The organism is Thermoanaerobacter siderophilus SR4 (assembly GCF_000262445.1).
GTDB lineage: Bacteria > Bacillota > Thermoanaerobacteria > Thermoanaerobacterales > Thermoanaerobacteraceae > Thermoanaerobacter > Thermoanaerobacter ethanolicus.
This window is the reverse complement of record NZ_CM001486.1, coordinates 1,436,830-1,449,321: the sequence shown is the minus strand read 5'-3', so window position 1 is coordinate 1,449,321 and position 12,492 is coordinate 1,436,830. Positions and strand designations below refer to the sequence as shown.

Annotated in this window: 11 protein-coding genes and 2 pseudogenes; all 13 read right to left on the bottom strand. The window is 33.8% G+C overall.

The genetic code is table 11. The annotated features are described in order from the left end of the window. A pseudogene (locus tag THESIDRAFT1_RS07020) lies at nt 1-798 on the bottom strand (transketolase family protein); the annotation flags it as partial. Continuing rightward, the gene (locus tag THESIDRAFT1_RS07015) at nt 795-1,619 is read right to left on the bottom strand and encodes a transketolase (RefSeq protein ID WP_006569938.1); all 825 of its coding nucleotides are present in this window, start codon (nt 1,617-1,619) and stop codon (nt 795-797) included. The pseudogene THESIDRAFT1_RS07020 and the gene THESIDRAFT1_RS07015, both read right to left, overlap by 4 nt. Nucleotides 1,620-1,639: 20 nt before the next feature. Beyond that, nucleotides 1,640-2,671: a zinc-binding dehydrogenase gene (locus THESIDRAFT1_RS07010; RefSeq protein WP_006569937.1), complete on the bottom strand. Its 1,032-nt coding sequence runs from the start codon at nt 2,669-2,671 to the stop codon at nt 1,640-1,642. 54 nt (nt 2,672-2,725) lie between these two features. Beyond that, the gene (locus tag THESIDRAFT1_RS07005) at nt 2,726-3,763 is read right to left on the bottom strand and encodes a galactitol-1-phosphate 5-dehydrogenase (protein ID WP_006569936.1); all 1,038 of its coding nucleotides are present in this window, start codon (nt 3,761-3,763) and stop codon (nt 2,726-2,728) included. A 303-nt stretch (nt 3,764-4,066) separates the two neighbouring features. Next, nucleotides 4,067-5,416, bottom strand: coding sequence for a PTS galactitol transporter subunit IIC (locus THESIDRAFT1_RS07000; RefSeq protein ID WP_006569935.1), 1,350 nt, complete (start codon nt 5,414-5,416; stop codon nt 4,067-4,069). Between the two features lie 13 nt (nt 5,417-5,429). Further along, nucleotides 5,430-5,729, bottom strand: a complete 300-nt coding sequence (locus THESIDRAFT1_RS06995; RefSeq protein ID WP_006569934.1) for a PTS sugar transporter subunit IIB — start codon at nt 5,727-5,729, stop codon at nt 5,430-5,432. Nucleotides 5,730-5,755: 26 nt separating this feature from the next. After that, the gene (locus tag THESIDRAFT1_RS06990; RefSeq protein ID WP_006569933.1) at nt 5,756-6,235 is read right to left on the bottom strand and encodes a PTS sugar transporter subunit IIA; all 480 of its coding nucleotides are present in this window, start codon (nt 6,233-6,235) and stop codon (nt 5,756-5,758) included. 73 nt (nt 6,236-6,308) lie between these two features. Beyond that, a pseudogene (locus THESIDRAFT1_RS06985) lies at nt 6,309-9,224 on the bottom strand (sigma 54-interacting transcriptional regulator). Between the two features lie 176 nt (nt 9,225-9,400). Next, entirely contained in the window at nt 9,401-9,817 is a 417-nt protein-coding gene (locus THESIDRAFT1_RS06980; protein ID WP_006569931.1) for a type II toxin-antitoxin system VapC family toxin, read from the bottom strand. A gap of 53 nt (nt 9,818-9,870) precedes the next feature. Continuing rightward, nucleotides 9,871-10,104 (bottom strand): type II toxin-antitoxin system Phd/YefM family antitoxin, encoded by a 234-nt coding sequence (locus tag THESIDRAFT1_RS06975; protein WP_003867285.1) that lies wholly within the window; start codon nt 10,102-10,104, stop codon nt 9,871-9,873. A 150-nt stretch (nt 10,105-10,254) separates the two neighbouring features. Then, a complete protein-coding gene (gene pgeF, locus THESIDRAFT1_RS06970) occupies nt 10,255-11,067 on the bottom strand; it encodes a peptidoglycan editing factor PgeF (RefSeq protein WP_003868987.1) in 813 nt (270 codons plus the stop codon). A gap of 29 nt (nt 11,068-11,096) precedes the next feature. Beyond that, nucleotides 11,097-11,252: a hypothetical protein gene (locus THESIDRAFT1_RS13390; protein ID WP_006569929.1), complete on the bottom strand. Its 156-nt coding sequence runs from the start codon at nt 11,250-11,252 to the stop codon at nt 11,097-11,099. Nucleotides 11,253-11,355: 103 nt separating this feature from the next. After that, nucleotides 11,356-12,474: a DUF362 domain-containing protein gene (locus tag THESIDRAFT1_RS06965; protein WP_003868985.1), complete on the bottom strand. Its 1,119-nt coding sequence runs from the start codon at nt 12,472-12,474 to the stop codon at nt 11,356-11,358. Between the last annotated feature and the right edge of the window lie 18 nt (nt 12,475-12,492).

The window sequence follows — 12,492 nt, the reverse complement described above, 5'->3', positions numbered from 1 at the left end:
GATATTCTTGCGATAAGACTTCACATACCGCCGACCCTAATCCGCCTATTATGCTGTGTTCTTCTGCTGTCACAATTTTGCCGGTCTTTTTTGCAGAGCTAATTATTAATTCTTTGTCTATTGGCTTTATTGTATGAATGTTGATTACTTCTGCATCTATTCCATATTTTTTAATTCTTCCGCTGCTTCTAATGCCATAGCAACCATTATCCCTGTAGCTATTATTGTTACATCATTCCCGCTTTTTAATATTTCGCCTTTTCCAATCTGAAATTTGCAATGTTCATCGTGTATTGTGGGTACAGTCATCCTCCCTAATCTGATATAAACCGGACCTTCGTACTCAGCTGCCTGTAATATTGCGTATTTGGTTTCCACATCGTCGGATGGATTTATTACAACCATATTGGGTATTGACCTCATCAGAGAAATGTCTTCTATTGATTGATGTGTTGCGCCATCCTCTCCTACTGTTATCCCCGCGTGTGTAGCTGCTATTTTTACATTTAGTTTTGGATATGCTACTGAGTTTCTAATTTGTTCATATGCCCTCCCTACCGCAAATATGGCAAATGTACTTACAAATGGTATTTTGCCGCATGTAGCAAGTCCTGCTGCCGTCCCTATCATGTCTGCTTCTGCTATTCCTATATTAAAGAACCTTTCGGGGCATACCTTCTGAAATTCTGCCGTTTTTGTTGATTTTGATAAATCTGCATCAAGTACAACTACATTTTTATTTCTTTTGTTTAGTTCTACTAGTGCTTCACCATATGCTTCCCTTGTTGCTTTGTTCATTTTGCTTCACTCCTCTCCAATTCAGCTAGAGCTTTTTCTGCTTCTTCTTTTTTAGGTGCAACTCCATGCCATTCAACCCTGTTTTCCATAAATGATACTCCTTTTCCTTTTATAGTTTTTGCTATTATTATCGTAGGTTTCCCCTTTGTCTCCTTCGCTTCTTCGATTGCTTTATCAAGTTCTTCAAAGTTATGGCCATCTACTTCAATTACATTCCATCCAAATGCTTTAAATTTTTCTTTTACTGGTACTATATTCATTACATCTTCGTTCTTGCCATCAATTTGTAATCCATTGTAATCTAATATTGCAGTTAAGTTGTCCAATTTATAGTGAGCAGCAGTCATTGCAGCTTCCCATATCTGCCCTTCTTGTATTTCTCCATCACCTAGTATTACATATACTCTATAGTTCTTATTATCAAGTTTACCCGCAATCGCCATACCATTCGCCGCCGACAAGCCTTGACCCAGGGAACCTGTTGTCATATCCACACCTGGTGTGGATTTCATGTCTGGATGTCCCTGCAATATCGAATGAAGTTGTCTTAACGTTTTTAATTCTTCTTTTGGAAAATATCCTCTTTCGCTTAGTACCGCATACAAAGCTGGAGCTGCATGTCCTTTCGATAATACTAGCCTATCTCTTTCTTCCCATTTTGGATTTTCAGGATCTATGTTCATTTTATCAAAATACAAAATAGTAAGAATATCAGTACAGGATAAAGATCCTCCTGGATGGCCGGACTCTGCTTCTGCTATCATAGTTATTATGTCTTTTCTGATTTCTTTCGCTTTTTGTTTTAATAATACAGTATTCATTTACCATTCCTCCTAAACAGTTAAGGTTTCAAAACAATTTTGAGACCTTCGCCATTCATTACTTTTTCAAACCCTTTAGCCCAGTCATCTAAACTATAAATATCACTAATAATTGCCTTAGTATTTACTTTACCAGTTTCTAATAAGTATAAAGCTAATTTCCATGAACTTGGTTTTTGACTCCTAGAACCAATATAACAGATTTCTTTTTGTATTATCTTTTCAAGGTCAAGCTCATTAAACGACTTTGCAAATAACCCAACTTGTATTATCGTACCTTTTTTTCTTAATAGCGAGAGTCCAGAATTTACAGCTCTTATTGAACCAGAACATTCAAACACCTTGTCTACCCCATAACCATTTGTTAATTCTTTAACTATATCTTCTAAATTTTCCTGCTGTATATCAACAGTTTTATCAATACCCAATTCAAGGGCTACTTTAAATCTATCCTTGTCTTTAGTAAGTCCAGCAAGAATTACATATGCACCTCTTGCTTTGACTATTTGAGCAGTCAATAGGCCAATAGGTCCTGGTCCAAATATTAGAACAATATCGCCCAATTCAATATTAGTTTTTTCTAATGTAGCATGTGCAGCACAAGCAAGTGGCTCTGTAAGAGAAGCTGAAAGTAAATCTATACTATGTGGAAGAACATGTACACTTTCTTTTCTAACAGCAACATATTCAGCAAAACTTCCATTTACTTGGGTACCTATCCCCTTTCTATAAGGGCACAAATTATAATCCCCACTTTTGCAATAATCACATACTCCACAAACATAAAATGTCGTCTCACTTGTTACTCTATCACCAACTTTAATTCCTTCTACATTACTCCCTACTTCAACAACTACTCCAGAAAATTCATGGCCCAAAACAATAGGTGGTCTTATATTCTTATATTCACCCTTATATGAATGAATGTCAGAACCGCAAATACCAGAATAAGCAACTTTTATTTTAACTTGATCACTGTTTATAATAGGTTCATCAATATCTACTAGCTCCATATTTCCATATCCATTTTCCTTTTTTAAAAGTGCTTTCATTTAGATCACCTTTCCTCAAAAATTTAAGCTTCATTTCTCTTGAAAAACAGATTTTTATGGAATAATTATTATCTTGTTATATTCTTCTTTTTTCTGAGCAATCATATCGAACACCTCTCTAATTTCACTTAATTTGAATCTATGCGAAATCATTTCATTCAATTTAATACTTTTATTTCTTACATATTGAATACTTTTATACCATTCTTGTCCCGGAAAAGGTGCTGAATAGGAATTCCAAAACCCCTTTACCGTAAGTTCTTTTCTAAAAATATTCTCAAAAGATTTTTCTGAGAAATGAATATCTGAATATGCAATACCAAGGTACGCTACTTTACCTTTTTTCTTCGTGATTAACAAACATTGTTCTTGAGCTATCGGCGAACCGGCACATTCAAAAGCGATATCTACACCTTGGTTATCAGTTATTTTCATTATTTCCTCAATAGGGTCCTTTTCTTTTGCATTAATACATATAGTAGCTCCTAATTTCTCTGCCTCTTTTAGTTTCTTTTCCGAAATATCGACTGCAATAATATCGTTAATTCCTCCAACTTTAAGCCATTGGATTACAAGCTGTCCAAGAGTTCCAGCTCCTATTATAGCTACTGTATCACCTATTATGGGTCTGATACCTAAAACACCATGTAATGCCACTGCCAGTGGTTCTATCATTGCAGCACTCTCAAAATCTATGCTATCAATTTTTAACACATTAGTTGAAGGTACTTTAACATATTCTGCAAATCCACCATAAGACTTAGAACCCAGCATATCGTAATTATCACACAAAGAATAATTTCCTTTTAAACAGTTTTCACATTTATAACAAGGTATAAAAGGTATAGCCACAACTGGATCTCCTAAGCCAACATTATTTACATTCTTTCCTTTTTCCGCTATTATACCTGAAAATTCATGACCTGGTATTGCCGGTAAACTATATCTCCAATTTTTTAATATTCTCGGTGGATCCGAACCACAAATTCCAGCAGCCTTTACCTTAACAATTACATCATTTTCACCACAAATTGGGTCAGGAAAATCAGCATATCTAATATCATTTACTTTATATAATACTGCTGCTTTCATAATACCTATATCTCTCCCCTCTATTAATCCTTATGGCCAATACTTTTATCCGATAATTCTAATTCTTTAAATTAAATGTATAGGTACCTCCTGTAATTTAGGTTTAAGCCGAAATAAATTCTGCAATTTACTCTCTGCACTCTATCAGGAGGTACCTTTTTCAAAGTACATTTTAATTTCATTGAAGCCTTCATCAAAAACATGGTTTAGATATTAATTACTGACAAGAATGTATCTTTAATATTAGACTGCTATTTAAAATGTTATAATAACATATTTTCTTCAATAAATTTGAAACTTATATTATTGTTCTATTGCTTTTTTATTTCTAGTAATAAAATAGTATATTAAACCTGCAACAATTGCTGTAGCTAATATTACCCATCCCCATGACACTTGGAATATCTTGATAATAAGCCAATTTAACAAATTACCACCCTCGTCTAAACTCGATATTAAGGATGTACCTTTTGGTATAGCAAAGTGTGCTTGTTGTGCCATCATTGTATGGAGGGGTGCCAAATTAGTGGCCATATATAAAGCTGAAGCCATTAATACTATACCTGTAATAACAGAATGAACTATATTTCCATTTGTAGAACCAACTATAAATGCTATATAAAACACTATCGTAGCGAGATCCCCAAAAGGTAATACTTTATTTCCTGGCAAAATTACTGCTAAGAAAATTGTTATAGGAATCAAGATTAAAGCTGTTGCTATTACTGAAGGATGTCCTACCACCACAGCAGCATCTAATCCTATATACAGCTCACCTGCATTTTTAAACCTTTTCTGTAGAAATTCCCTTACAGACTCGGAAATTGGTATAAGGCCTTCCATTAAAATTCTGACCATTCTTGGCATAAGAAGCATTACAGCAGCCATTGACATACCTATTTGTGTAATTTTAGCAAAATCATACCCTGCAAGAATTCCTAATAATAACCCTAATATTAAACCCATCATCATTGGTTCGCCAAATATACCAAATCTTTTTTGAATTGTATCAGGATCTGCTTTTATATTTTTAAGTCCAGGTATTTTACCCACGAGCTTACCAAGTGGTATACCTAGCACAGCATAAGCTACAGTAGAACCTGTAGGCAGAGAAATACCTTCCAATTTAAAAAATCCTTGAACCATTGGTGCTGTCCAATCAGCTATTTTTAAAACTATTATTTCACGAAGAATTGCTGCTACAAGAGCAAGAAGTACATTTCCGCCTGTTACTACATATACAAAAGCTGCTGTTGCAGCAAAATGCCAGTAATTCCAAATATCTATATCCATCGTCTTTGTTGTACGTGTCATTAACATGATTAAATTTACTATTAATGCCAGAGGTATTATAAAAGCTGCTACCGGAGAAGCCCAACTTATCGCAGCAGCTGCTGGCCATCCTACATCTATTACCTGTAAATGTAAACCGAATCTGTCCACCATTGCCTGAGCTGCTGGTCCTAAATTATTTACAAGAAGACCAATCACAAGATTTATACCTACAAAGCCAACACCTATGGTAATTCCAGATCTAAAAGCTTTACTAAATCCTTGCCCAAATGCTAATCCGATTATTGTTAATGCTAATGGTAACATTACACTTGGTCCTAAATTTAAAATATATTGAACAACATGAAGCAAATTATCCACCTTACTTCCCCCTTTACTCTTTTAAATATTTTATAACTTCTTTGTCAATATTTTCAGAACCCATTCCTGTCAAATATCCCATTGCATTAACTACTGGGATCGAATAAGTTTTTGGTAATATGGATGTTGTAACAAGTAGATGAGCTTCATTCTCTTTTGAAGCAACTTCCGCCATTTTACATTGGATAACCTCCGCATTTAGCCCATTTTCTTCTATTAATTTCTTTACCCTCTCTGCTACGACAGTTGAAGTAGCAATTCCTGTGCCACAAGCCACTAAAACAATTTTTCTTCCATTCTTGTCTTTCTCCATGTTCGTCCTCCTTCTTTCTTTAAAAATTAATCAATTTTGCCAAACACAACATAATTTTTTATAGTTTCAATTACCTCATCACCACCCTTCGCATTTAGAATACTATTTAAGAAACTTTCATTTTGAATAAGTTCTACTAACTGTTGCAACATTTCAACTTGACTATGACTTTCATTTAAAGCTATCATAAACACTATATTTACGTTTACGTCTTCTTGTGGATTAGCCATATTTTTGAATATAACGGGTTTTGACAAAGTAGCAACTGCAATAGCCGGCTTTAAAACATGTTCTGCGTCAGTATGAGGTATCGCTACATTATAATTATTGAGAAGTAATCCTGTTGGAAAAGTATTTTCTCTTTTAATAATTCCTTCTAAAAAACTCTCTTTAACATATCCATTATCGAGCAATTTTTTATACAAAACTCTAAATACTTCCTCTCTATTTTCTGCCTCCAAATTTGTAACAATTATTTCCTTGTGAAAAAGCTCTGAAATTTTCATTGTATATAACCTCCTTGCTGGTTCACCATTAAAATATTGCAAGAGCCGTGCCAACTATCTGACATGTTTTGTGCTATTTTGTAATGATATTTTTTATTTCTTGAGCACTTTTTAGCTTTTCTTATGGCATTGATGCTTTGTTCTTCCGTTAAAATTTGATACAAATGCATAAAGTAATCCTTTGAATCTTCCTTCAGCGCTATCATAAACACCAAATCTGCCTTAAACTCTCCTTCCCAATAAATAGGTTGTTTCAATTTTGCAATTGCGATGGCAGGTTTTGTGACATGTTCTGGATAACCGTGGGGTATCGCGATTCCTCCTTTTAAAAAAGTCGCCCCCATAGATTCCCTTTTGTATACACTTAGTAAAAACCTTTCATCTACATAGCCTTTATCTTGCAATATCTCCACCAATTTATCTATAACATCACTTTTCATAGAAGTATCTAAATCATGAAAAATAAGGTCTTCCTGTATTACTTCTTTTAAAGGATTTTCTTTCTCTAAATTGACAATTTTTTTGAATTTTTCAATCCCTGTGCCATGTAAAATATCTTCAACAGATATAAAAGGTATACTTTTTATGCCGGGATTTATTGTACCAACAAAAGCTACCACTTCATTTTCTTCTCTTATTTTTGAAATTTCTTTTTCAATATCTTCCTGCCTGAGCATTCCAACAGGTATTATTTTGTAATCATCTTTTAGTTGTGGTAAGACATCTTCAATATATTTCTTTATTTTTAACGCTGTTCCCTCTCCTGTAATACATACAGTTACAATTGCTTTTGGAAGCTTATCTTTACTCTTTATACCTTCAACTCTTCCTATATATGTTTTATCTACGTCTAACGCATCTGCTATTTCATCTAAATTAGTATCCGGTATAATAGCTCTTCTGACAGCTTCCAACACCATAACCGTATCTACTCTTCCTACCACTCTTGTAGGTATCCCTGTCCTTTTGGTTATAATTTCACCAAAGGTAATTAATGAACCCATGTCAACCAAAATAATGCAGCCTTTGCCTTCGTCTATTCTTTTCACTACTTCAATTGTCCTCTCAAGAACAGATTCTGGGCTTTCATCAAGAGCCATATCTATACCGACTGCATGATTTACCCCTAAGAGTTTATTTGCCACCTCTGCCATGCCACTTGCAACATGGCCGTGCGTAAGCACAACTACGCCCACTCTGCCTTTAGTTATTTCTTTGTCCCCTGAGAATGTCCTTAGATACATAGCAATAAAGCCCACTTCTTCATCAGGCAGCTGTATTTCTAATTCTTTGTTAATTTGTTTTGCCATAATTTTAGCAATAGAATACTCAACAGGATATTCTTTCACTATGTTTTCAAGTTGAGGATTAATTATTGGTTTGCCGCTTAATATTCTTTCATAAGCAGCACTTAAGTGTATAGCAAGGGAATAAAAGAGATTATCCTCTAAGTTTTTAAAACTTTTTTAGCAATCTCGTATGCTTTTTCAACAGCATTTACAATTTTTTCTCCTACTATGTTTGTCAATTCTTTTTTTGAAATTGTTATGTTAGATTTTACATTTACAGCAAATTTCTTCAGCTCCGCCTCTATCTCTTTCCCGAGAATTTTATCTATCTCCTCTTTTGTAAGTCCTTGTCTTTTTAAGTCAATAAACCTTTCTTCTATAAATTGATATATTTCATCAGGCAGCATATATCTATCTTCTTTTGGATATAACTTAATTTCCTTGTCAGGATACACCATAATGTCTTCATTTGAATATCTTTCTATTTCGGGATCTCTTTTATTTACTCTGATTATCCCCATTTTTACGTGGTTAGGTAAATCTGAAAGGTCTATTGTCAATGAAGAGCTTTTACTCCCTAATGAATTTAAAAAGCTCCTCGCACAAGCAACTTGAATATCGCTCCTTAGCTGCCCTATATTCCCCGGACAGTCATAAAGCATAAGAGCTCTTACTGCCTCTTTTTTTACAATAATCGATTTATTAATTCTAAAAGACTCTTTTGAGAAAAAATGATGTATAATTTCATATCTTTCTTGGGGAGGTCTTTCTGAAAGAGAAGGAAGTTCTATCACCATAGGAATTCTTCTCCTAAAAGTAAGTAATAGCGAAGATTCAGGATTTTCAGTAGTAGCAGCAATAAGCATAATTTGTGCCTCTCTAGTACTTTCTGTTTCCCCTAATCGTCTGAATTTTCCTTTGTCCAACAAATAAAAGAGTATCTCTTGTCCTTCACTTGGAAGCCTGTGGACTTCGTCCAAAAACAAAATTCCACCATCAGCTTTTTCTACCAATCCCGCTTTTGCAGTATCAGCCCCTGTGAAAGCGCCTTTTACATAACCAAAAAGTTGCGCCATGAGTAGTTGTGGATTATCCGCATAATCAGCACAGTTAAAAACTACAAAAGGCGCATTTTCATTAAATTTTCCAGACTCTATTGCATAGTTGTACATTGCTTCAGCCAACTGGCTTTTTCCAGATCCTGATGGTCCTACTATTAAAGTATGCAATCCATGGGGAGGATAAAGTACTGCAGCTTTTGCAAGGCTTATCTGCACTTTAAGGCTTCCTTCGCTTCCAATAATCTCTTTAAATGAGAGTAAGCTTTTAGCTGTTTTAGGAGTTTCAAAATTTACATTATCGTTTTTAATAGTACTTTGTTGCACTAAATTATCTGCAATTTTATCTTTTAAAATTTCCTTTTTTATTTGTGTAGCTACAAAACGAGAAATATTATATCCTAAATTATTTAATTGTTTTGTCAAATTTCTATCTGAAATATTTGGGTCCTTTGAAATTATTTTTTTTGCATCTTCTAAAAGGTAAGGTTTTCTTCTTTCTCTTGAGTCAGGAATATTATTTTTCAGTCTAAATTGTGTCACATCTTCTCTTTTAATATTGAGAATTGCGGCTATTTGGTCATCTGTTAAAGGATTCTTTTTATCCTCTTTTTGTATAATTTCAAAAATCCTTTCAATCATAGTGACAAGCCTCCCTTCAATGTATATTATGCAAAAAATATACCATAAATATGGCAGGAATTGTAGCGGAATATTTAGTAAATTGCATAAGTTGTGAACAAAAGTTTTTAGATAAAATAAAAAAGACCTTAATAGGTCTTATGGCATAAAAAGTATGGTAGCATTTGTATTAGTTTTTAATTTAAGCTCTCATTGGATAAAAAATCTTTTGGTGATATTGCTTTATTAGTTATTTTTTGGAATTCCTCATCTCTTGTAATAATCAAATCACCCTTTAACTTTTTCAAACATTGCATTTGTAAAGCATCTTCTAAATCTCTAAACTCCTTAAAATTCATTGCTTTCTTTATATCATGTTTTGTTATACTCACTACTTCTACTATACTTAACAAAGCTTCTAATGCTTTTATGCTTTCATTGTGAGAAAGGTTTTTATTTATGAAATAATATATATCCGTAATTGAAAAAGCAGCTAAATAAGCATTTATCTTTTTTTCTTCCGCTAATTTTAATATGTTATAAGCATCTACGTCAAAGGGAGTTCTTTTTAATAAAACATCAAGAATAACGTTAGTATCAATTAACACTTTCATCATTTAACCTATTATACCCATATTGTTATTTAACGGGTAATCTTCCCTCCCCTTTAATTGTATTTATTTCTTATTCTTTCTTCCCGTATTTGCTCAGCAGATATATTTTTGTTAGGATAGTCAGATAAAATTCCATACAAAAAATCTGCATTTGGAGTACCTTCTTTTTTTGCTGGAATAAGTTTTGCAACTTCACGTCCATTTTTCGTTATAATAATTTCTTCTTTATCAACTAATTCTAAATATTTACCAACTCTTGTTTTGAATTCTGTAGCATTTACTCTCATTCTTACCACCTCTTTCACTATTTTTATTTACTATATTATCATATTATTCAATTTGATTATATTATCCAATATAGAAATAGTCAATATGCAAAAAACATAAATAACCATTTCTTTAACTTATATATTAGAACAAATATCATAAAAGAAAAACTACTTAAGTTCCATAAAAGCTGCCATACTGCCTGTCATGCCTTTGTCTCTTCTATAGGAATAAAATTCACTATTGCAATGGGTGCACATTTGGCTTACTGTAATGTTTTCATCTGGTATGCCAGTATTTATAAGTTCAATGTAGTTGGTAAGCTGTAAATCCAGCATCCATTTGCCCCCCGCCTTTTTCACAAGAACTTTTTCCCATTCATCAATAACATCTTTAATTTTATTCGCAACATCATCACCTACTTCATAGCAGCATTTGTATATAGAAGGGCCTATCCCTACAAGTATATCTTTGGGATTTGAGCCGTATTCTTCTTTCATGGCATTAACTATTTTAGGCCCAATGTAGGCCACTGTGCCTCTCCATCCTGCGTGTGCAAGGGCAATAACTTTTTTGACAGGGTCTAAGAAAAACAAAGGCACACAGTCGGCATAAAATGTAACAAGAGGAATGCCTCTTTCATTAGTCATAAGGGCATCTACACCAGAGATATCACTTCCACCAAAGTTTTTGCCTTTATCTTCGTAAGTCACCTTTTTTATAACATCACCATGAACCTGGTCTGAAAAAACCATATCTTCATATGAAAAACCGCCAATATCACATATTATTTTAAAATTTTCATAGACTTCCTCTTTAGTGTCATATCTTTTTAAGCTTAAATTCAAGAAAGCGTATTTGCCTTTGCTTACACCGCCAATTCTAGTAGTAAAAAGGTGTTTGACTAGCCCTGTCTTTTCAAAAGAAGGTATTGTGTAAAAAACTACTCCTTTTACCTCATTCCTTTTAAAACCTATTTCCAAAGTATCAGCTCCTTTATATGCCATATTAATTATTTTTTCTTTTTATCTTTGTCATTTTTCCCTTCTTTCTCGTTTTCAATTCCAAAAATTCTATCCGTCCATTTAACAAAAGCTATCAGAACTAATAAAAGCAATATTAGTGTTACCACCGAAATTATGGAAATTATAACAAAATACTTTTCCATTAAATTTCTCTCCTTTATCTCCCGTTGATTTCTCTAATAATATAATACTATAAACGTTGTCAAAAATCATTAAAAATTTTAAAAAAATAGCAGGATTAACCTGCTATTTTAGTTCAATAAGTTCATAATCTCTTGTACCCAAGCCAATTTCTTCGCCGTATTTTAATTGTAGTTCTCCTTTTGTTTCAGGGTGCAAAGCTTTAAATTTGTCTTCTCCAGGATTCATGCCATATCCCGCTTCTTCTAAAGCTGTGCCTTTGTGACCAAATTGCTGATTCACAAGGTCATAGCTTGCCTGATCTATAGCAACAGGGTCAAAGGAAGCTAATATTCCTATATCAGGAACAATAGGAGCATCACTCCAAGGCGTACAATCGCAAAGTGGTGTAACATTCATGACAAAATTTATAAACGCAATTTTGCCTTTTTTTGTAGAATAAGCGCCATAAGCATATTCCGTCATTCTCTCTACAAAAGCATCCATATCAGTTCCCCATTGAGGCTTTATGACACCATATTGACAAATAGACACGCATTCTCCACACCCTATACATATAGAAGGGTCAATATAAGCTGAACCATTGACCAAAGATATCGCATTTACGGGGCAATTCCTGATGCACATTTGACATGCGGTACATCCCTTTCCTACGACAGGCTGCACTGTTGAATGCTGCTGTTGTTTTCCTGCTGCAGGTGCACACCCCATAGCTAAGTTTTTGATAGCTCCTCCAAAGCCAGCCAATTCATGACCTTTAAAGTGTGACATCACAATCATTGAGTTTGCAAAGAAAATATTTGAAGCAATCTTTACAGTGTCAAAATGCTTTTTATCAATTTTCACTTCTACAGAATCTTTGCTTAAAATACCGTCAGCAATTATTATTGGTGCGTTCACAACAGCATATGCGAAACCATTTTCAATCGCTGTCACCAAATGGTCAACTGCATTTGAACGACTGCCTTTGTAAAGAGTATTTGTATCTGTTAAAAAAGGCTTTCCCCCATAACTTTTAATTTTGTCAACCACTTTTCTTACATATATAGGGTTTATGTAGGCGTTGTTTCCCTTTTCTCCAAAGTGAATTTTTATAGCTACCAAATCATTTTTATCAATAATGTTTTTAAAACCCGCTACATCAAAAATTCTCGCTACTTTAGAGGACAAACTGCTGCTAGCTTTGTTTGCCCTCAGATTGTAAAAATATACTTTTGATTTCATAATACCACCTCATTTACA